Below are 22325 nucleotides of genomic sequence, written 5' to 3' on the forward strand. Positions count from 1 at the left end.
CCTTCGGCAGCTCCTGCAAAGAGCGGTTTCAGGGCATAAAAAAACCGGGCAATCGCCCGGTTTTTTGTCGGTGGGGTGGCTTACCAGTCGTAAGACACTTCAACCGATGCAACGCGCTCCTGGCCGTAGTAGCAACCGAACGAGTAGTTGCAGTCCGAGATGTACTCACGGTCAAAGATGTTCTGCACGTTCAGGCTGGTTTGCACACCGCGCAGGCTAGGCGACAGTTTGCCCATGTCGTAGCTGACGGTGGTGTCGTAGACAACGTAGGACGGCACGTCGAACGAGTTGGCCGCATCCCCCGGCTTGCGCCCGGTGTAGCGTGCGCCCGCACCAAAGGTCAGGCCGTTGAGCGACGCCTGGGTGAAGTGGTAGTTGGCCCAGACCAGTGCCGAGACCGGCGCCTGAGCTTCGCTGCGGTTGTCTTTGTTGCCCCAGGTGTCTTTGGTGTAGAAGGAGTCGAGATAGCTGGCGGCAGCCATCACGTCGATGTTGTCGAAGGTCGATTTGACTTCCAGTTCGACGCCGCGCGAACGTACTTCACCCGTCTGGGCCTGGTACTGCGGGTAATCGGTGTCGCCGGTCAGCACGTTCTTCTGCTTGATCTGGAACACCGAGGCGGTGATCAGGGTCTGGTCGAACGGCTGGTATTTCACACCCACTTCGTACTGCTGGCCTTCGGTCGGCTCGAAGCCCTTGCCACCGCGTTCAGGTGCTGCGGTGCCGAGGGTTGGCAGGAACGATTCGGAGTAGCTGACGTACGGCGCAAGGCCGAAGTCGGTGACGTACGTCAGGCCCACGCGGCTGGTGAACTTGTGGTCACGCTTCTCTTCGACGGTACGTGCCAGCAGGTCCTTGTTTTCCACTTCGGCCCAGTCCTGGCGGCCACCGATGGTCAGGATCCACTTGTCCAGTTTGATCTGGTCTTGCAGGTACACACCGGTCTGGCGAATGGTGTTGTCCCACTTGGTGTCCAGTTGTGGCGTGACGCTGCTGGTGTCGTAGTTGTTGTTTTCGCCATACAGGTTGATCGGCAACACGTTATAGGCGTTGTAGCCGTCGTACTTGCGGTTGAAATGGCGATAGTCGACGCCCATCAACGTGGTGTGTTCCAGCGCACCGGTGTTGAATTTGTATTCCAGGTTGTTATCGACGGTGTACGCGGTGTTGTGCTGTTTCCAGTTCAGCTTGACCCGATTGGCGCGGGTGTAATCGGTCACGCCGGCGTCATCGGTGACGAAGCTGCGCAGGTAGAAACCCTTGTAGTCATCGCGTACGTCGGTGTAACGCGCGGTGGAGCGGTACTTCAGATCTTCGGTGAAATTGTGCGTGAAGTCGTAGCCGAAGACGTATTGGTCACGCTTGTAGTCGTTGTATTTGGAGTCGCCGGAGAAAAACTCGCGGTCGATGCGCTCGCCGTTCGGGCCGCGCTTGAGCGAGCCGATCATCGGCAGCGCCTGATAGTCTTCCAGGCCGTCGTCACGCTGGATCTGTGCGAGCAGGGTCAGGGACGTGTCGTCGTTGGGTGTCCAGGTCAGGCTGGGCGCCAGCAACATGCGCTCGCTGTGCGTGTGATCGACCTGTTGGCCGCCTTTCTTGCCAACGCCGATGACGCGGTAGGTGAACTCTTTCTGATCGTCGATCGGGCCGCTGGTGTCGAATGCGCCGTTGACCCGGTCGTAGCTGCCGGCGCCCAGTTTGACCTGGCTGCGCTGTTCGGTGGTCGGACGCTTGGAGACCATGTTGATGATGCCGCCCGGCTGGTTCTGACCGTAGAGCACCGACGACGGGCCCTTGAGCACTTCGATACGCTCGAGGGTGTACGGGTCGATCTGCGGAGCACCGCCCAGGCTACCGGCGTACGGCAGGTAGGCGCCGTCGAGGTACAGCGGGGTCGGCGCGAAGCCACGGCTGGTGATTTCGTCGGCGATGGCGTTGCGGTCGGTGAAGCCACCGACGTTCAGGCCGGGCGTGTAGCGCAGGGCCTGGGTCAGGTTGCGTGCACCCTGGGTCTGTACTTGTTCGGCGGTGACGACGTTGATGGTTTGCGGAATTTCGAGAATCGGCGTGTCAGTCTTGGTGCCGGTGGCACTGCGGGTCGCGACGTAACCATCGACCGGGCCGTAAGCGGATTCCACGGCTTTGCCATTGATGTTGGTCGCACCCAGTTCCAGCGAGTTACCGGAAGATCGGGCGCGCAAGGTGACGGTGTTGCCTTGTACGGTGAACATGACGCCGGTCCCCACCAGCATCTGCGACAGCGCCTGCGACGGCGACAACCGGCCGCTGACCGGCTGGCTGCGCAAGCCCTGCACGTCATCGGCGCTGTACAGCACTTGCATGTTCGATTGCGTGCCCAACGCCTGCAGTGCACTTGCCAGCGATTGCGCAGGAATATTGAAACTGACTTCTTCAGCCTGGACATGCGCGCTGAACGGCAAGGCAAGGGCCATGCTGAAAGCAGTGGCACTGAAGCCCGGTTGCAACATGCGACGCATGATCAGCGCCTTGGTAAAACGTGGAATCCCCGGAATTGCTGGCATCGTGTTTCACTCTTGCAGGTTTTAATTGGGTTGTAGTTGTTATCGATTCTTAATTAGACGCACGAGGCTCATAAAACCAGAATGAGAATCGTGGCTATTTACGCCGTTTGCAGTTCCGTAATGACTTTTCCTGCTTCCATGCGCACCAACTGGTCGGCAATGTCGAAATAGCGGTCATCGTGGGAAATGACGATGATGGTTTTGCCCAGACGCTTCAGGTCGGGCAGCAGTTCGGTGTAGAAAATTCTTCTGAAGGTCGGGTCCTGATCGGCGGCCCACTCGTCGAAGACCAGTACCGGACGTTCCTCCAGCCACGCATTGACCAATGCCAGACGCTTGCGCTGACCGGTCGACAGATCGGTGGTGGTGAACGAGCCGTCACGCACGCTGACCTTGTGCGCGATCTCCAGGCGTTGCAGGTACTGGTTGGCGTCTTCGGGGATATGCGTGTCGCCCTGCACCACGTCGTCGAACAGGTAGTAGTCGGCGAAAATCGTCGTGAACAATTGTCGGTAATCGTCGCGGGTGAGGGCGGTGACCACTTGCTCGTTGAGGCGGATTTCACCCTGCTGCGGCGCGTAAAGTCCCAGCAGCAACTTGATCAGGGTGGTCTTGCCGCAACCGTTTTCGCCGACGATGAAAATGATGTCGCCCTGATCGATTTTCAGGTTCACCGGCCCCAGGCGGAATGGCGTGGCGCCTTCGACCGCCGGGAAGCTGTAGGCGACGTCGGTCAGTTCCAGGCTGTGCACCGGGGTTTTGCGATTGCCCTGATCGCTGAGCAGCAGGTGCGGCTCTGGCGAGGAGAACTGCTCCGACAACTCGGCAATACGGCGGAAGGCGATCTGTGCGCGGCTGACAATCGGCAGCGTGCCGATCAGATGCTCCAGCGGTCCTTTCATGTACAGCAGCACCAGCACGAAGCCGCTCATCACCGCTTTGTCAGTGCTCGGCCAGAGTGACTGCAGGGCCAGCGCCAAACCGATCACGACAAAGAACAGCATCGAACCGAACGTTTTCGCGACCACGAAAATGTTCACCGAGCGAATCTGCGTGTCGCAAATCTTGTCGGCGGTGTGCTCGATACCCGAGACGAACATGCGGTGCCGGCGCGGGCGATGAATGCGCAACTCTTTGGCGCCTTCGGCAATCGCGTTGTAGTGCTTTTGCAGTTCGTCTTCGGAATCGCGGGCCTCCATGAACCCCTTGATGCCGTGGCCACGAGCGATGTACTGAACAACGGTGCCGATAATGATCGCTACGACCATCATCAGAAACATCGGCCACGACAGCATCGCCAGATAGCCCATGCAGCCCAGTGTCACGGTCAGGGAAATAGCCAGCGGCGCGAACGCAAAGGCGAAATCGCTGATGGTGTCGACATCGTGAGTCAGCACCGGAATCAGACGATGGCTGCGATAGCGTTCGATCTGTTCGATCGGCGCCGAGAGGACTTTTTCACCCAGCTCCTTGCGCAGCTTGGCAATGATTTTCTGGCCGACGTAGTTGGTACCGATATCGGAAAAAATCGAACTGACCAGTGCCAGCAGGCACAACCCGGCGAACGCGGCGACCACGGTGTTGGTCAGGCCGCCCTCGGCATGCAGGACATTGTTGATCGTCGCCAGCAGCACGGTAACGCTCAGGCCACCGACCATGCCCAGCAGGATCGAGCCGGCAACAATCAGACGAAAGGGTTTGAGCAGGGTGAACAATTCATTGATCACCCCGCGTGTTGGTTTGCTCATGGAGGTTCCCTGCTTGTAAGAACGACGAAGGCCGGCATCGGTGGCGGCCTTCACCTGGGTGACGTTGAGGGCGGGGGCGCGTCGCTTTGGAGCGCGCCCACCTGTAAAACGACTGGAGGGGGGGTTAATTTAAGCGGCGTGGTCGTTACAGATCGCGGGCAACCCGGAAGCCGATCCAGTCGCCGCGATCACCGGGCACCAGTGCATTGCGGTTGCCGGAGCGAGAAAACACCGGAGCCTCACCCCAATCGTTGCCACGGATGCGCTTGAATTCACACTTGCCGGTCAGCCAGGCACTGCCATCGCTCGGTGCGCCGACGTAGTTTTCGTTGTAGCAGTCGGCTGTCCATTCGTAGACATTGCCGTGCATGTCGTACACGCCAAAGGCGTTCGGCGCGAAGCTGCCAGCCGGGGCGGTGAAGTTGTAGCCATCGGCAGCACCATAGGTGTTGGCGTGTTTGGCGATGCTGTATTCCTTGCCTTCATCGAACGGGAAGGGGAACGGGCCGCTGGTACCGCCACGGGCGGCGTATTCGCGCAGGGATTCGCTGACCAGGCGGTATTGCTTGCCGGTCTTTTTCGACAGCCACGCGACATAGGCGTTGACCTCGGCAAAGTCCATGCACACGGCCGGGTGGCGGTCGGTGTATTGCTTGCGCGGATCACTGCCCTGGTAGTCCGGGATCCCGGCCTTGCAGGCACGACCCGGGCGGTCATCGCCGTCAGGCATCTGGTAGCCGGTGTCTTTGAGGAAGGCGAACCACTCGCCCTTGAGCACTTGAAAGCGGCTGATGGCCAAGGGTCTGGCGAACGTCACCGGGTGCATCGGGCCTTCGTCAGGCTCGCGGCCGACTTCGTCTTCCGGGGTGCCCATGGTGAAGGTGCCGGTCGGTAGCACGACCATTTCCGGGCAATCCTTGCACTCTTTGAACACTTTGCCTGGCGCGGGTGGTGTTGCGGCCTGAGCGGCGCTCGGCAACAGGCCGGCGGCGAGGGCGGCGAGCATCAGGGCAGGCAGGACTTTCAAGGAAAAACGAGGTAACTCACTGTTCATTTCGCGTCTCGCTAAAAGGAAAAAAGGATCGGCTTCACAGGGCCTGGTCGAGGATGTCCAGCAGGCGGTCGATCTGCGCTTCGCTGTTGAGCAAACCGGGGGCGGTGCGGATCACCGGGCCGACATCACGGGTCACGGCATCGGCAACCACGCGGTTGGCCATCAGGTGCGCGGCGATCTTGTCGCTGTCCTTGCCCTTGACCCGGAAGAAGGTGAATCCGGCAGAAAACTCGGGGTTCAGCGGCGTCACCAGCTCGATCTGCGGGCGTTGCAGCAGACGTTTTTTCAGGTAGCTATTGAGTTCATGGATGCGCGCCTGCACCTCGGCTTTGCCCAATTGCAGGTGCAATTTGAACGCCTCGGTCAGCGCCCAGCGGTGTTCGAAGGCGTGGTAACCGCCCGGCGTCATCGTCGTGGAAAAGTGCTCGGCCTCGGAGAACGTCGGGATGATCGGCGTGACGTATTTCACTTCCGGCGTGCGGCTGCACACGATGCCGGTGCCGCGCGGGCCGAACATCCATTTGTGCGTGCCAGCGATAAAGAAGTCGCAATTCATCGCCGGGAAACTCAGGTCCTCGACGCCAAAACCGTGCACGCCGTCGACCACGTAAATGATCCGGTCAGCATCGCTGCGGCCGCGGTTGTGTTTGTCGACCAGCGCGCCGATGGCGCCGAGCGGCAGTTTCACGCCACTGCCCGAATGCACCCAGCACATACCGAGTACGCGGGTTTCCGGGCGGATGCTGCGGTCGATGTTGGCCAGTAATTCTTTTTCACTGATCTTTTGCGGGTCGTCGAACAGGCGAATCTTGCGCACCTTGGTGCCTTCGCGTTCGCTGCGCAGTTCCAGAATCGTGTGGGTGGCGTAATGCTCGTGTTCGGTGGTGAGGATTTCCTGATCGGCGCGCACGTGCACACCGCCATAAATCATCGTCAGACCTTCGGTGGTGCTGCCGGTCAGGGCGATTTGCCTGGCATCGGCTTGCAGGTATTGGCCGGCCCAGACGCGTACGTCGTGTTCGCGCTGTTCGATCACGCCGACGTCCCAGTCCATCGCCAGCCCGGGGTTTTTATCGAGGGCGGCGCGGTGCATTTCAATCGCCTCGCGCACCGGTTTCGGGTGGGTGGTAATCAGGAAGTTGGAAAAGTGCAGGTAGTCAGGATCCTGATTGAACAACTGCTGCAACTGCCGCCACTTGTCGCGCGGCAACGCTGTGGCGGGCGCTGCGGGCGCGGCAGCGGCGACGTTTGGCAGGCTCGCACCCAATGGCAGTGCCGCGGCGAGAATCCCGGCCTGCTTCAAGAAGTCACGACGGTTGCTCATGGCTTGACGACATCCCGAGCAGTGGCCAGCGCCGGTTTGGCAGATTTCTCGACCTGATCCCAGACGCGCAGAAAGTTGCCGCCCCAGAGCTTGGCGATGTCGGCTTCGGAGTAGCCGCGTGAAATCAGTTCAGCGGTGACGTTGCGAATCTCGCCGACGTTCTCCCAGCCTTTGACGCCGCCCCCTTCGTTGAAGTCCGAGCTGATGCCGACGTGGTCGATGCCGATCTTGCGCACCGTGTAATCGATGGCGTCGCCCAAGTCCTTGAGGCTGGCTTTCGGCTCTTCTTCGAGGATGGCGTAGAGCTGGCCGGCGTACTCGCCGAACTTCTGCTCGGACCATGCGGCGATGATCGGGTCGCCCGGCATCAGCGCCATGGCCAGGTTTGGCAGCGGCGGCAGGTCGTAGCGTTTGCGCAGTTCGTTGAGCTTGTCCTGGGTGCCTTGGGTCAGCGGGCGCAGGTACTGCGAGAAACCGACGATCTGCACCACGCCACCGCTGTTCTTGATCAGCTGCAATTCCTTGTCGCTGAGGTTGCGCGGGATGTCCACCATCGCCCGTGGTGCCGAGTGCGACGCCACCAAAGGTGTGCGGCTCAGTTGCGCGACCTGCTCCAGGGCCTTGGTCGACATCTGCGAGACATCAATGATCACGCCCAGGTCGTTGAGGCGTTTGACCGCTTGCTTGCCCAGATCCGACAGGCCATCGAGGGCGTCCGGCGAATCATTGAAAAACGGCAGCGGCCGCGACGAGTCAGCCCAGTCGTTGTTGCCGATGTAGCTGAAGCCGAACATGCGCATACCGCGCGCCGTCCACAGATCCAGCAGGTTGAGGTCGTGGCCGAGCGGGTAGGCGTTGAGCATGCTGATGAAAATCGCAAACTTGCCTTCGCCGTGCAGGCAGCGGAAATCGGCAGGGGTGTAGGCGATCCCGACCTGGTTGGGAAAGTCGCGGACCATGCCGGAAATGATCTTGTAGCGGATTTCCTGCTGATTGCGTGCTTCGTCGACGAAACCGGCGGTAGGTTTGTGCGGCGCGTTGGCACCGTTCCAGATTTCCGGCCAGCCGAAAATCGTCAGCGCCGCACCGGACAGGCGACCACGGTTGGCTTTGACCAGATCGAACTGGCCACTGCCGTCCTTGTCGACTTCGTTACCGGTGGTGCCGAAATCCTGGGTGACGGTGATGTGACTGTCGAACGAGAGCATGTGTTCGTGCAGCGCTTCGGCCTGCTGCATGACCTTGTGCGGATAGCCGGGATTGTCCTTGAACCAGATATCCCAGACCGCGAAAGCGGCGCCGGCACTGATCGCCAGAGCCAGCGGCAGGCCAATGAAAAGAGCCTTTTTCGAACGTGGTTTTGTCATTGCCATCTCAGTCAGGTTCGCCGTCGAGGTGCAGGCGCAGAGGCCTTTGCTATCTGGGAAGAACGAGTGGATGGCCGTGGAATTTAGGTCGCCGGGTTAAAAGATCGCAACCCCCATAAATTTACCCGCGCAGCAAACGTTCTAGCTTGGATAAAGCCTGCTTCATGGCTGACACAGGTAGGGCAATGAGGATTTCTCGACGATGGTTCATGGCAGGCCTGGCGTTGACCGGCGCTGCCGTGCCTGCGGCTTATTTCGGGCACCGTGAATGGACGAAGCCTGACCCGACGATCACTCCGGGTGAGGCGTCGTTCGATGTCGCTGACGTGGCCGGGCAGCGCCTGGCCAACGCCTTGCGCGGGGTCTGGAAAATTCGATTTACCGGCATTGACGCCGGCCTCGATGGCTTGCCGGCTGAAGGGCTGGAAGTGTTTGTCGACATCGGTCAGAAGGGCCGGGGCGTCAATGGCTTCCTCGACACTGCCGAGCGTTTGCGCAGTGATGAAACACCTCGTTACCGAATTCTTGGCGATCTGGCCGGGGCAGAGGCCTCGAAACTCAGTTGGCGGTTGCTCGGCACTGACGGTCGCGTCGATTACGAACTGAACATGATCCTCGATGAAGTCTGGGCTGACTTCGGCAATGCCGGCAGCGGCACCCTCAGTGGCACGGTGCAGCGCCTTGATCGCCCGTTGGCCTTGCCCGCTCAGGATAATCGCTTCATCGCGGTGAAATGCCTGTTCCCTGAAGCCCGCCAACGCACGCCACTCAACGAGCCATTGCTGGCGTGGTTAGTTTCGCCCGAACATCGCCTGTTCCATCAGGTCTGGCACGCCACCCGTGACAAGTGGCACACCCTGTCCGAGGACAAGCGCAACGCATTACGCGGCTTGGGCTGGCAGCCCGGTCCGCGTGACAAGGAGCGCGACGCCCGCGGTGTGCACAAGGATCGTAACGGCTCCGGCATCGATTTCTTTTTCATGCACCGGCACATGCTCGGCACGGCACGCTCGATGATGGATCTGCCGTCGTGGCAGTTCTTCCCATTGCCGCAACCGGAGCTGATCCGCGACCGCCAGGGCTTCGCGCGCTACTTCGACAACCACGATGGCACGGCGCTGCCGCCAACCTGGCTGGCGGCCGAAGATGACGAATACACCCAGTGGGTCAGCGATCTGAAAACCGCCGAGACCTATCAAAGCAATTTTGAAGTCTGGGAATCGCAGTACCGCGATCCGCAATATCTGTCGAAATTGACTTTGGGCCAGTTCGGCTCGGAAGTGGAACTCGGTCTGCACGACTGGCTGCACATGCGCTGGGCGTCGGTGCCGCGCGACCCTTCCAACGGTCAGCCGGTACCTATGGCGCGGGATCTCGACGACTTCGCCGCGCGCTGGTTCGCCCCGGAAAACGACTTTCTCGGCGACCCGTTCTCTTCCCATGTGAATCCGGTGTTCTGGCATTTCCATGGCTGGATCGATGATCGTGTCGAGGATTGGTATCGGGCGCACGAGCGCTTCCATCCCGGTCAGGTCACGCGCCTTGAGGTTAACGGCGTAAAGTGGTTTGCCCCAGGTCGCTGGGTCGAAGTCGCGGATCCGTGGCTGGGGCCGGACACCCACGGTTGCAGCACCACGCCGGGTTTGCAGGTGGGAAGGTCGGTGGAGATGGATCCGGAAACCATGAAGCTGGCGCTGCGCATCACCTTCGGCGAAGACGAAAAGAAACTCGCCAATCTGTTCCGCCGCGTGCCGCAGCGACCGTGGTATGCGCGCAATCTCAAGCCGAAACAAACTTCGGCTTGAGACCGCGTCATCGTTCTTCGCGAGCAGGCTCGCTCCCACACTGGATCTCATTCCTAGTGAAGGAACTCGGTCAAATGTGGGAGCGAGCCTGCTCGCGAAAGCGGCCTGACAGGCTGCGCAATTAAAAAGCCTGCCACCCACCCCCAAGCGCCTTGTACAAGGCAATGCTCGCCTGCATCCGCGACAGCCGCAGTTGCACGTTCAGGTCCTGCGCCGCATACAGCGTGCGTTGGGTTTCCAGCACGGTCAGCAAATCTTCGGCGCCCGCCTGATAGCGGCTTTGGGCAATGTTGAACGCGGTCTGCGCCTGATTCAGTTCTTCGCTCTGCCACTGGCGTTGTTCATCGAGGCCGCGAATGCTGTTGAGGGCTTTTTCGACGTCGGCAAAACCGTTGATGATCGCGCCGCGATAGCTCTGCAGCAGTTCCTCCTGACGCGCCGTGGCCTTGTCGCGCTCAGCGCTCAGGCGGCCGTTGTTGAAGACCGGCGCGAGCAGTCCGGCAGTCAGGTTGTAGAAGGGGCTGCGGATCAAGTCGTCGAACTGGTTGGCCCCCGAGCCTATCTGCGCCGTCAGGGTGACGGCGGGCAGCATGGCGGCGCGGGCGACTTTGACGTCGGCCCGGGCGGCGGCCAGTTGCGCTTCAGCGCGGGCGATGTCGGGGCGGCGGGTGAGCAAATCGCTGGGCACGCCACTGGCAATCCCCGGCCATTGCAGGCGATCGAATGATTCCTGGTTGGCCGCCAACTGCTGTACCGATTGGCCGAGCAGGGCGGCGAGGCTGATCAAGGCTTCCTGCGCCTGTTGTTGCACCAGCGGCAATTGCCGTTGCTGGGCCGCGACCAGGCTTTTCTGCTGCGCCAGTTCCAGTGCGGTGGCCGAACCCGAATCAAAGCGCGTCTGCACCAGTTTCAACACGCTCTGTGCGTTGGCCAGATTCAGTTCGGCGATGCGGCTTTGCTCGCGCAATGACAAGGTTTGCGCATAAGTGCTGGCGACGCTGCTGAGCAGGGTCAGTTCGACGGTCGCCCGATCGAACTCGCTGGCCTGCAAGGTGAATTGCGCACTGTCGCGGGAGGCGCGTTTGCCGCCCCAGAAATCGATTTCATACGTGGCGCTCAAACTGGCATCGAAGTAGTCCACAGCCTTGTTGCTGCTGTCGGCATCCAGCTGGCTGTAGCCATTGCCGCGCAACAGTTTCTGCCGATTGGCATTGAGCCCGGCCTTGACCTCTGGAAGCAACGAGCCGCTGGCAATCACTGTGCTGGCCTGCGCTTGGCGCACTCGGGCCACCGCAGCGGCAAGATCGAAGCTGCCGACGCGCGCCTGTTCGATCAGGCGATCCAGTTGCGGGCTGCCGAACTGGGTCCACCACTGCGGGTTGTTGCGAGTGATGCTTTCGTGGTGCGGCGATTGCCAGGCAGCAGGCGCTTGCACGCCACTGTCCGGACGTTGCACGGGACTGCCGCAGGCACTGAGGATCAGGCACACGGTCAATAAACTGAGGCGCGGTTTCATAGGTCGATCATTCACTGGTAAGGGCCGTGACCGGGTCGAGCCGGGCAGCTTTGCGGGCCGGCATGAAGCCGAAGACAACACCGGTCACAAGGGCGCAGCCGAAGGCGCCGAGCACCGCGATCAACGAAAATGCCACGGCGACTTCGCTGAGGATCAATACACCGCCGACGATCAGCGCCAGGGCGATCCCGGCGATGCCGCCGACCACCGAGAGCATCACGGCTTCGGTGAGGAACTGGCGCAGAATATCGCGCTGACGCGCACCGGTGGCCATGCGGATACCGATTTCGCGAGTCCGCTCGCGCACGGTCATCAGCATGATGTTCATCACGCCGATGCCGCCGACCAGCAGCGAAATCGCGGCAATCGAACCGAGCATCAGCGACAGGGTATTCTGCGTGCGCGCCTCGGCCTGAATCATTGCGGCGTTGTTGGTCAGCTCGAAGTCCTTCTTGCCGTTGTGCAGGCGCAGCATCAGCTGTTCGATGGCGTGCTCGGCTTGCTTGACCTTGCGCGCATCGGCAGCGGCAATCGCTACGTATTCAGGGTCACGCGTGCCGAACAGGCGCACGCTGGCTGCCGAGTAAGGCACGGCGATGCGGTCGTCACTGTCGGAATCGCCGGAGCTGGCGCCTTTTTCCGCCAAGACGCCGACGACCTGGAAGGGTACGTTTTCGATCAGGATGTATTGGCCGATCGGGTTGGCGACGTCCTTGAGCAATTTGTTGCGGACCTTGTTGCCGATCACGGCCACGGCCGAGGCATTCTGTTCGTCCTTCTCGGTGAAGTAGCTGCCCTGAACCACCGGCCAGTTGAAGATGGCCGGGAAGTTGGTGTCATTGCCGCCGACGTAACTCAAGTGGTCGACATTGCCGTAGCGCACGCCGGCTTCGGCGCCGATGACCGGCATGATCCGCTGCACTTGCGGCAGGCTCGCCACCGCGCGGACATCGTCCAGCGTGATGATCCCTGCCGGTGTGCGCGGGTTCGGTGCCGAGCCGCTGAGATAAAGAATGTTGGAGCCGAACGCGCCCATTTGCGCCATGACCTGACGCTTGCTGCCTTCGCCGACTGCGAGCATCACCACCACCGAGGCCACGCCGATGATGATGCCGAGCAGGGTCAGCGCCGTGCGGAAGCGGTTGATCCACATCACGCGCCACGCCGCGTGCAAGGCATCCACCAGCTCGCCTTTCCACGCGCCGGTGGCTTCGGCGCCTTCGCTCAGACGCTTGCGCAAGTCGACCGCTTGCAAGGCGCCGGGGTTGGCGCTGGTCTGGGCTTCGGGGTTGTCTTTGGCGCTGTCGCTGATGATCAGGCCGTCGCTGATTTCGATGATGCGTTTGGCGCGTGCCGCCACTTCGCGATCGTGGGTGATGAGGATCACCACATGGCCCTGACTGGCCAGTTCGTCGAGCAGCGCCATGACCTCTTTGCCGCTGTGGCTGTCGAGGGCGCCGGTTGGCTCATCGGCAAGAATGATGTGGCCGCCGTTCATCAAGGCGCGGGCAATCGACACCCGTTGTTGCTGACCGCCGGAGAGCTGGTGCGGACGGTTGCCGGTGCGTGATGCCAGGCCGAGGCGGTCGAGCAGGGCGGCGGCGCGGGCGTGGCGCTCGGCGGCCGGAGTGCCGGCATAGATCGCCGGCATTTCGACGTTTTCCTGGGCCGAGCCGGACGGAATCAGGTGATAACCCTGGAATACGAAACCAAAGGCTTCGCGGCGCAGCCACGCCAGCTCATCGCTGTCGAGGCCAGCGACGTTTTCCCCGGCGAAGCGGTATTCGCCGGACGTCGGTCGGTCGAGGCAGCCAAGGATGTTCATCAGCGTCGATTTGCCGGAACCGGAGGCACCGACAATCGCGACGAATTCGCCGGCGTGGATCGACAGGTCGATACCACGCAGCACATGAACTTCCGGCGCGTCGCCGCCACCGTAGGATTTGCGGATGTCCTGCAGGTCGATCAGGGGCGTTTGCATTTAACCCCCGTTGCCATCAGCCGGGCCGATCAGCAGGTGATCACCTTCACTCAGGCCATCGAGAATCTGCACCTTCAGCCGATCGCTGATACCGGTGCGCACTTCGCGGGATTCGATTTTGCCGTTGGCGGCAACCACCTGCGCGGTCTGCTGGTTGGCTTTGTCGCTGCCTTGCAGGGCCGCCACCGGGGCGGTGAGGACATCCCTGGCCTGATTGGCGACGAAGAATACCTGGGTGGTCATCTCCGCCATCAGTGCGTTGTCGGCGTTATCGACGTCGAGCAAAACCGTGTACAGCACGACCCGGGCGCTGCCGCTTTTGCTGCTGCTGGCCGGGCTGCCACCGCCCTGGCTGGTCTGATCGAGCGGTTTGGGTGGCACCGGGAGGATTTGCCGTACGGTGCTGCTCCAGCGCCGATTGCCGCCGCTGAGGGTAGTGAAATAAGCGGTCATGCCCGGTTTGACATGGCCGATATCCGCCTCGGAAACCTCGGCCCAAACGGTCATCGGTGACAGCTTGGCGATGCGCAGGATCAGCGGCGTCTGCTGTTGCGCGTTGAGAGTCTGACCCTCGCGGGCATCGAGGGCGACCACGGTGCCGGCCATGGGCGCATAGATCCGTGTGTAGCCAAGCTCGGCCTGATCGCTGCGCAGGCTGGCTTCGGCCTGACGGATCTGCGCCTGGAACATGTCGATGCGCGCTTGCGTGGCTTTCAGTTCGGCGCGGGCGGTCTGCACGTCTTCCTCGCGGGTTGCCCCGCCGGCCGCCAGATTCTGCTGGCGCTGATACTTCTGTTGCGCCAATTCGTGCTGGGCACGTTGTTCCTGCAATTGCGCCTTGAGGTTTTCGATCGAGAAGCGCCCGGCGTCGAGCTTGGCTCGTTGCGTCGACGGGTCGATCTCCACCAGCAGTTGGCCTTCCTTGACCACGTCGCCGACTTCGACATGGATTTTCCGGATCTGCCCGGACGCCTGCGCACCGACGTCCACGTAACGGCGTGGTTGCAAGGTGCCGAGCGCGGTAACGCTGCTTTCGATATCGCCGCGCGACACTTGCACGGTGGCGAATTTATCCCGGCCCGGCGGCATCATTTGCCACGCGGCATAGCCAACAACGGGGATCAGACAGAGGACTACGAGCAGGGCGCGTCGGGCGGGGCGGGGACGTTTCATGCAGGGTTCCGGCCAGTGGAAATCGGCCCGTCGTTCGGCTGGCACACAGGTTCGGGCAGCACTGAACGCTGTCGCAAGGTGCGACAGACACGGGGAGCTGTCCTGTAAACGATGGAAGTGCAGGGGAATTTAACTGCGGACACACGAAGTTACAGCTATAGAGCAGGACTATTTGTCGGTCAACGACAAACACCACTTTAAATCTATATGAGAATTACTATAAATTACGCACCTCAAGTTGCCACTATCTTGCTACTGCGTTTCGCGCAGCGGTAACTCAGTGAGCTCAAGGACAGAACCCGCAGGTTTGCGGCCGGGAGTCATGTTGGAAAACTACTATCGGGAGCTGGTGTGTTTCCTGAACGCCAAGCTCGGCAACCGTCAGGTTGCCGAAGATGTGGTGCATGACGCCTATCTGCGGGTGCTGGAACGTTCCAGCGACACACCGATCGAGCAACCCCGGGCCTTTCTTTACCGCACCGCGCTCAATCTGGTCATCGACGACCATCGCCGCAACGCTTTGCGCCAGGTCGAATCACTCGAGGTGCTCGATAATGAAGAGCGCTATTTCACCCCGTCGCCCCACGGCACCCTCGATCATGGCCAGCGCCTGGAGATGCTTCAGCGCGCGCTGGCCGAGTTGTCACCGCTGTGTCGTGAAAGTTTTCTGCTGCGCAAGATCGAAGGCCTGTCACACCCGGAAATCGCTCAGCAGCTGGGCATTTCCAAGGCTCTGGTGGAAAAGCACATCGTCAATGCCATGAAGCATTGCCGACTGCGCATCAAGCAATGGGATGCCCATTGAGCCGTCCGCGTTAAATTTTATTTCACTGTCCTCGTTCCTACTCAACAGACGACCTGCTGTCCTGCTCAAGGCCAGTCAGGTCACTTAGGCTCTCCTTGCCCCTTGTTGAGGGGTTCATCCAGAGGACACTGGAAATGACTCAGGCAATTGCATCGCCCATCGTTCACGACCTGATCGGCGTCGGTTTCGGCCCTTCGAACCTGGCGCTGGCTATCGCTCTGCAAGAGCGCGGGCCGACCCACGGCGAGCTGGATGTGCTGTTCCTCGACAAGCAGGCCAACTACAGCTGGCACGGCAACACCCTGTCGACCCAGAGCGAGTTGCAGATTTCCTTCCTCAAGGATCTGGTGACCCTGCGCAATCCGACCAGTCCGTATTCCTTCGTCAACTATCTGAAGTACCACGGTCGTCTGGTCGACTTCATCAACCTCGGCACCTTTTATCCTTGCCGCATGGAGTACAACGACTACCTGCGCTGGGTCGCCGCGCAGTTCACCGAACAAAGCCGTTACGGCGAAGAAGTGCTGACCATCGAGCCGGTGCTGCACAACCATCAGGTTGAAGCGCTGCGGGTGATTTCCCGTGGCAGCGATGGTCAGCAATTTGTGCGTACCACGCGCTCGGTTGTCGTCAGCGCTGGCGGCACCCCGCGGATCCCGGAGGCGTTCAAAGCGCTGAAGGGCGACACCCGCGTCTTCCACCATTCGCAATACCTGTCGCAAATGGCCAAGCAACCGTGCGTGAACAATCAGCCGATGAGCATCGCGATCATCGGTGGCGGCCAGAGCGCGGCGGAAGCCTTCATCGATCTGAACGATTCGTTCCCGTCGGTGCAGGTCGACATGATCCTGCGTGGTTCGGCCCTGAAACCGGCGGATGACAGCCCGTTCGTCAACGAAGTGTTCTCCCCGGAATTCACCGACCTGGTGTTCCAGCAGAACAGCGCCGAGCGTGAGCGTCTGGTCAACGAGTACCACAACACCAACTACTCGGTGGTCGACATCGACCTGATCGAGCGTATCTACGGCATCTTCTATCGTCAGAAGGTCTCGGGGATTGCCCGTCACGCGTTCCGCACCCTGACCACCGTCGAGAAAGCCACCGCCACCGAAAACGGTATCGAACTGGCCGTGCGCAACAACGCCACTGGCGAAGTCACCGTGCGCAACTACGACGCCGTGGTACTGGCCACCGGTTACGAGCGGCAGATGCACCGCAAACTGCTGGCGCCGCTCGAAGAGTACCTGGGTGACTTCGAAGTCGATCGCAACTACAAACTGATCACCGACGAGCGCTGCAAGGCTGGCCTCTACATGCAGGGCTTCTGCCAGGCCAGCCATGGTCTGAGCGACACACTGCTGTCGGTGCTGCCGATTCGCGCGGACGAGATTGCCGGTTCGTTGTATGAACATGGCAAGAACCGTGGGCATCGGTCGATGGCGGATCTGTTGTTAGCAACCGCCAGCTAAGATCAGCGGCGCCTGATACACCGCTATCGCGAGCAGGCTCACTCCTACAATGTTCTGTGTACGCAGGACCAATGTAGGAGTGAGCCTGCTCGCGATGGGGCTCTCGAAAACACCAGAGTTTCACAATCCTGAACCCTTCCTGAACATCCGCCACATTCCCCGACACACCTCCTTTTGCGGGTTTACTCTGCAGACATCGGGGCGTAAGCTTCGCGCGTTTTCATCAATAGCGGAGACCCACAGTGGGTACTTGTTCGAGTGACAGTTGTCGGCCGGTCTCGGTAACCGGCAGATTCTCGGCAAGATAACGCAGACTTTCTCTGTCGTTGTCTCGCCGTAAAAGCGAGCAGCGGCATCCCGTGCATGGCCCGTCAGTGGTCATGTCTGGACGTTCCTTCTCATCGACGCTGAACAGAGCGTGATTTCGACTTCATTGTCGCGATCGCAGCCCTATCGACACGCCTGTCTTTTCTGACCGGCGCGCCAGGCCTTGCCGTGCCGGTTTTTCCGGCGGACGAGGCGCGGCCGTACCTGCTTGACGGTTTCCCGGCTGACCATAGGGGCAACAGCCATGAAACTTACGCTCAAGGAATTTTTCGCAGGCTTCCTGCGGACCCGCCACATCGCCCGACACTTCCGTCGCCTGGCGCTGCTGGAATCGATCAACGACACCACGGTCAGCCGTGAAGTCCCGCCCACTCTGGCCAACACGTTGGTCGATGCCGCGCATTGCGACAGCGGTGTATTGCTGTCGTCACTCGGCACGCATTCCGATGGTCTGACCGATTTCGAAGTCGATGCGCTGCGTGCGCAATACGGCCTCAACGAAGTCGAACACGAGCAGCCGCTGCCATGGTGGATTCACCTGTGGCACTGCTACAAAAACCCGTTCAACCTGCTGCTGACGCTGTTGGCGGTGATCTCGTGGCTGACCGAAGACCTCAAGGCCGCCGTGGTGATTTTCTCCATGGTGGTGCTGTCGACGCTGCTGCGCTTCTGGCAGGAAAGCAAATCCAACCAGGCCGCCGATGCGCTGAAAGCCATGGTCAGCAATACCGCGACGGTGATGCGCCGTGATGCGCCGCGCAGCGAATTGCCGATCAAGCAATTGGTGCCGGGCGATCTGATCGTGCTCTCGGCCGGTGACATGATTCCTGCCGATTGCCGCGTGCTCAGCGCCAAGGATCTGTTCGTCAGCCAGGCGGCGATGACCGGCGAATCGATGCCGGTAGAGAAGTTTCCGCGTCAGGCTGATCGCGACACGCGCAATCCGCTGGAGCTGGACAACATCCTGTTCATGGGCACCAACGTTGTCTCCGGCACGGCGGTGGCGGTGATTCTCACCACTGGCAACAGCACCTATTTCGGCGCGCTGGCTCAGCGTGTCGGCGCCACTGATCGTGCAGTGACTTCATTCCAGCAAGGCGTCAACAAAGTCAGCTGGCTGTTGATCCGTTTCATGTTCGTCATGGCGCCGCTGGTGCTGTTCATCAACGGCTTCACCAAGGGCGACTGGACTGAAGCGCTGCTTTTCGCGCTGTCAATTGCCGTCGGCCTGACCCCGGAAATGCTGCCGATGATCGTCACCTCGACGCTGGCCAAAGGCGCGGTATTTCTGTCACGGAAAAAAGTCATCGTCAAACGCCTCGACGCGATCCAGAACTTCGGCGCCATGGACGTGCTGTGCACCGACAAAACCGGCACGCTGACTCAGGACAAGATCTTCCTGGCGCGCAATGTCGATGTCTGGGGCGCCGATTCCGACGACGTGCTGGAAATGGCTTACCTCAACAGCTACTACCAGACCGGTCTGAAAAATCTGCTGGATGTCGCGGTGCTGGAACACGTGGAAATCCACCGCGAACTGAAAGTCGGTACGGCGTTTCGCAAGGTCGATGAGATCCCGTTCGACTTCAATCGTCGGCGCATGTCGGTGGTGGTCGAAGGCCGTGGCCAGCCACATCAACTGATCTGCAAAGGCGCCGTGGAAGAAGTCCTGGCAGTGTGCAGCCGCGTGCGTCACGGTGAGGTCGATGAAGCCTTGAGCGATGAATTGCTGACCCGGATTCGTCAGGTCACCGCAGCATTCAACGCTGAAGGCTTGCGCGTGGTGGCCGTGGCCGCCCGCTCGATGCCCGAAGGTCGGGAGATTTACAGCCTGGCTGATGAACAGGAACTGACGCTGATTGGTTACGTGGCGTTCCTCGATCCACCGAAGGAAAGCACCGCGCCAGCGCTCAAGGCCTTGGCCGAACACGGTGTGGCAGTGAAGGTGCTGACCGGCGATAACGAACTGGTGACGGCGAAGATCTGCCGCGAAGTAGGTCTCGCTCAGCAAGGTTTGCTGCTGGGCAACGACGTCGAGCGCATGAGTGACGCCGAACTGGCAGTGGCAGTGGAAACCACCAACGTCTTCGCCAAACTGACGCCGTCACACAAGGAGCGCATCGTGCGCATCCTCAAAGGCAACGGTCACGTGGTCGGCTTCATGGGTGACGGCATCAACGACGCGCCAGCGCTGCGCACCGCCGACATCGGTATTTCCGTGGACAGTGCGGTGGACATCGCCAAGGAAGCGGCCGACATCATCCTGTTGGAAAAGAGCCTGATGGTGCTGGAGGAGGGCGTGCTCGAAGGGCGGCGCACCTTCGCCAACATGCTCAAGTACATCAAGATGACCGCCAGTTCCAACTTCGGCAACGTCTTCTCGGTGCTGGTCGCCAGTGCGTTCATTCCGTTCCTGCCGATGTTGCCGATGCACCTGCTGGTGCAGAACCTGCTCTACGACATTTCGCAGATTGCCATTCCGTTCGATAACGTCGACGAGGACATGCTGAAAAAACCACAACGCTGGCAGCCGGGCGACGTCGGGCGCTTCATGCTGTTCTTCGGCCCGATCAGTTCGATCTTTGACATCACCACGTTCGCCTTGATGTGGTACGTATTCGATGCCAACACCCCGGATCACCAGACGCTGTTCCAGTCCGGCTGGTTCGTGGTCGGGTTGCTGACCCAGACGCTGATCGTGCACATGATCCGCACGCCGAAGATTCCGTTCCTGCAAAGCCGTGCAGCCATGCCGCTGCTGGTAATGACCGGGATCATCATGGCGGTCGGCATCTTCCTGCCGATGGGGCCGCTGGCGCACTACTTCAAATTGCAGGCGCTGCCGTCGCTGTACTTCGTGTTCCTGCCGGTGATCCTGCTGGCGTACATGGCGCTGACCCAGGCAGTGAAAGGTTTTTACATCCGCCGGTTCGGCTGGCAATAACAGCACGGCCAACACCATTTCCCCCTGTGGGAGCGAGCCTGCTCGCGAAAGCGGAGTGTCAGCCACTACAGCTGTGGCTGAAAAACGCCTTCGCGAGCAGGCTCGCTCCCACAGGGGGACTTTGTGTTCTCAAGGATTTCATCATGCAAGCCATCAACAACCTCAACCTCGATTCGCTGCTCGACACCCTGGTCAGCCTCAGCGCCGCGTTCATTCTCGGTGGCCTGATCGGCTTCGAGCGCCAGTACCGGCAACGCACTGCCGGCCTGCGCACCAATGTGCTGGTCGCCGTCGGTGCAGCGATTTTCGTCGACATGGCCAACCGTCTCGCCGGCGCCGAGGGCGCGGTGCGTGTGGTCGCCTACGTGGTGTCCGGCATCGGTTTTCTCGGCGCCGGGGTGATCATGCGCGAAGAGGGCAACGTGCGCGGCCTCAACACCGCCGCGACCCTGTGGACCTCCGCAGCGGTCGGCGCCTGTGCCGGTGCTGACCTGCTCGCCGAAGCCGTGCTCGGCACACTGTTCATCCTCGCCGCCAACACTTTGCTGCGGCCGATCGTCAACAACATCAACCGTCAGCCACTGGACGTGGTCTCGGCGGAAGTCACCAATATCGTCTACGTCATCGCCCGCCGCTCCCAGCAAACCGCCGTGTTCGCCTTGCTCGAAGCCGAGCTTGAGCGCAGCAACTACCCGGCCAGTGACGTCGATGTGCATGCGTTCGGCGCCGATGAAATCGAGATCGAAGCGACGCTGGCGACGACATCGGTCGATGGTGATGAACTCGACGCTCTGGTGGCGCGGATTTCCACATCGGCGCTGGTGGTGCAGGCGTTCTGGAGTCCTAGCACTACTGAATAAAAGTACTACCGAATAAACCGCTCTCCATCTTCCAGGGGGTTGAGACGGTCACCAAAGCGTCGAGTGATGGTCAGGCTCGTTGAGCCTGCGATGAATAACCGTATTTTTCGGAATATTCCTACAGAACCGGCCCCGGGGCTTGCGTAGTCTTGCCGCACCCAGAAACCGTGACCCCGGGAGATTGACCATGATCAATAAAGCCCTGCGCATCCTGATCGCCGACACGCAGCATTTCCACCGGTTGAAAATCGAGCGGCTGTTCAACAGCCTCGATTATTACCGTGTGGCTCCGGCACAGAGCCTGACCGAACTGCTGACGCTGGTGGACTTCGGGTGCGAGCCGTTCGATGCGGTGGTCATCAATGCCGAACTCGCCAAGGGCTCGCTGGATCTGCTGGGTTTTTTCCTGGATAACCCGCAGGTTCGTCAGGTACTGATCTACAACGAAGCCACGGCGCCGTTACAACAGGCCTCGGGTTTCGCCCGGGAAAATGTGCAAGTCAGCCATTTGGCACTGCCCTCAAAACAGTCGATCAGTCAGCTGATGGCGTTGGTCGATACACCTGCGAGGCGGCAAGTGTTGTCAGCCAGCCAGCCGTACTCGTCGGTGAAAATCGTTGCTCATGCATAAAAACTCACTGGCCGCAACTGTCAGGTCTGACAGGTGATTTGCTCGCCGTTCCATGTAACAGTCCCGGCGCAGCCACTGAGTCTGGATCAGCCCCGATCGGTGGCCTGTTCGTCAGACTTTGCACCGGGAGTGGCCATGAAGTCAGCGCTGATCGTCGACGATCATCCGGTGGTGCGCGCCGCCATCCGGATCGTGTTGCAAGCCGCAGGATTCAAGCAGATCTACGAGGCGTCCCAAGGCAACGAGGTGGTGTCGCTCATTCGGCAACACCAGCCTCGATTGGTGATACTCGATCTGAATTTGCCGGGAAGCAACGGGCTGCAGGTTCTTGCCAGGATCAAGGCCAATGATTTTGCTTGCCGAGTGCTGGTGTTCAGTACACACGAACCCATGTTCTATCAGGATCGCTGCGTACGGGCCGGAGCCATGGCCTACGTGACCAAAACCAATCAACTGGAGCAACTGCGCAACGCCATTCGAGCTGTGATGTCGGGCCACACCTATTTTTCCTCACTCCCGGACAGTTTCAGTACGCTGAATGCCGTGCAAACCACGGAAAAACAGATGATCGATCAGCTTTCCGACCGTGAGTTGAGCATTTTTCAGCAATTGGGACAGGGCAAGTCCAACAAGGCGATTGCCGAGGACATGCACCTGAGCCACAAGACCGTGAGTACCTACAAGACCCGTCTGATGAAAAAACTCGGGGTCAGTTCAGCGGTGCACTTGCGCGATTTCGCCAAGCGCAATCATGTGATCTGAGCGACCGCACATGAGC

Annotated in this window: 15 protein-coding genes; 7 read left to right on the forward strand and 8 right to left on the reverse strand. The window is 60.5% G+C overall.

Features of this window, described 5'->3' with window-relative positions; translation table 11 throughout:
* Positions 1 to 80: 80 nt before the first annotated feature.
* From AC5SEM_RS06190 to pvdM, 5 genes are all read right to left on the reverse strand, one after another.
* On the reverse strand, positions 81 to 2543 hold the full coding sequence (locus AC5SEM_RS06190; protein WP_495472393.1) for a TonB-dependent siderophore receptor: 2463 nt from the start codon (positions 2541 to 2543) through the stop codon (positions 81 to 83).
* 98 nt (positions 2544 to 2641) lie between these two features.
* Positions 2642 to 4291, reverse strand: a complete 1650-nt coding sequence (locus AC5SEM_RS06195; protein WP_116030974.1) for a cyclic peptide export ABC transporter — start codon at positions 4289 to 4291, stop codon at positions 2642 to 2644.
* A 145-nt stretch (positions 4292 to 4436) separates the two neighbouring features.
* Positions 4437 to 5345, reverse strand: coding sequence for a dihydropyoverdine dehydrogenase (gene pvdO / locus AC5SEM_RS06200; RefSeq protein WP_495472394.1), 909 nt, complete (start codon positions 5343 to 5345; stop codon positions 4437 to 4439).
* A gap of 34 nt (positions 5346 to 5379) precedes the next feature.
* Positions 5380 to 6669, reverse strand: coding sequence for a pyoverdine-tailoring periplasmic protein PvdN (gene pvdN / locus AC5SEM_RS06205; RefSeq protein WP_495472395.1), 1290 nt, complete (start codon positions 6667 to 6669; stop codon positions 5380 to 5382).
* Entirely contained in the window at positions 6666 to 8036 is a 1371-nt protein-coding gene (gene pvdM / locus AC5SEM_RS06210; protein ID WP_495472396.1) for a pyoverdine-tailoring dipeptidase-like protein PvdM, read from the reverse strand. The genes pvdN and pvdM overlap by 4 nt, the downstream gene beginning before the upstream one ends.
* A 185-nt stretch (positions 8037 to 8221) precedes the next feature.
* Here pvdM and pvdP point away from each other — a divergent pair, with 185 nt between their 5' ends.
* A complete protein-coding gene (pvdP, locus tag AC5SEM_RS06215; protein ID WP_495472397.1) occupies positions 8222 to 9841 on the forward strand; it encodes a pyoverdine maturation tyrosinase PvdP in 1620 nt (539 codons plus the stop codon).
* 121 nt (positions 9842 to 9962) lie between these two features.
* On the opposite strand, the gene AC5SEM_RS06220 is transcribed toward pvdP, so the two are convergent.
* Genes AC5SEM_RS06220 through AC5SEM_RS06230 form a run of 3 tightly spaced genes read right to left on the reverse strand, consistent with a single transcriptional unit; the run spans position 9963 to position 14511 of the window.
* Positions 9963 to 11357, reverse strand: a complete 1395-nt coding sequence (locus AC5SEM_RS06220) for an efflux transporter outer membrane subunit (protein ID WP_495472398.1) — start codon at positions 11355 to 11357, stop codon at positions 9963 to 9965.
* A gap of 7 nt (positions 11358 to 11364) precedes the next feature.
* The gene (locus AC5SEM_RS06225; RefSeq protein ID WP_495472399.1) at positions 11365 to 13338 is read right to left on the reverse strand and encodes a MacB family efflux pump subunit; all 1974 of its coding nucleotides are present in this window, start codon (positions 13336 to 13338) and stop codon (positions 11365 to 11367) included.
* On the reverse strand, positions 13339 to 14511 hold the full coding sequence (locus tag AC5SEM_RS06230) for an efflux RND transporter periplasmic adaptor subunit (RefSeq protein ID WP_331695288.1): 1173 nt from the start codon (positions 14509 to 14511) through the stop codon (positions 13339 to 13341).
* 322 nt (positions 14512 to 14833) lie between these two features.
* On the opposite strand from AC5SEM_RS06230, the gene AC5SEM_RS06235 reads away from it, so the two are divergent.
* From AC5SEM_RS06235 to AC5SEM_RS06260, 6 genes are all read left to right on the forward strand, one after another.
* Entirely contained in the window at positions 14834 to 15316 is a 483-nt protein-coding gene (locus AC5SEM_RS06235) for a sigma-70 family RNA polymerase sigma factor (RefSeq protein WP_116030988.1), read from the forward strand.
* Positions 15317 to 15450: 134 nt separating this feature from the next.
* The gene (locus AC5SEM_RS06240; RefSeq protein ID WP_116030990.1) at positions 15451 to 16785 is read left to right on the forward strand and encodes a lysine N(6)-hydroxylase/L-ornithine N(5)-oxygenase family protein; all 1335 of its coding nucleotides are present in this window, start codon (positions 15451 to 15453) and stop codon (positions 16783 to 16785) included.
* A 571-nt stretch (positions 16786 to 17356) separates the two neighbouring features.
* The gene (gene mgtA / locus AC5SEM_RS06245; protein WP_495472400.1) at positions 17357 to 20056 is read left to right on the forward strand and encodes a magnesium-translocating P-type ATPase; all 2700 of its coding nucleotides are present in this window, start codon (positions 17357 to 17359) and stop codon (positions 20054 to 20056) included.
* 143 nt (positions 20057 to 20199) lie between these two features.
* Positions 20200 to 20916 carry an MgtC/SapB family protein gene (locus tag AC5SEM_RS06250; protein WP_007913384.1) on the forward strand — a complete coding sequence of 239 codons (717 nt, stop codon included), beginning with the start codon at positions 20200 to 20202 and terminating at the stop codon, positions 20914 to 20916.
* Between the two features lie 187 nt (positions 20917 to 21103).
* A complete protein-coding gene (locus AC5SEM_RS06255) occupies positions 21104 to 21547 on the forward strand; it encodes a chemotaxis protein CheY (protein WP_495472401.1) in 444 nt (147 codons plus the stop codon).
* Between the two features lie 135 nt (positions 21548 to 21682).
* Positions 21683 to 22309, forward strand: a complete 627-nt coding sequence (locus AC5SEM_RS06260; RefSeq protein ID WP_495472402.1) for a response regulator — start codon at positions 21683 to 21685, stop codon at positions 22307 to 22309.
* Positions 22310 to 22325: the final 16 nt, after the last annotated feature.

Source organism: Pseudomonas sp. CH61, assembly GCF_059429415.1.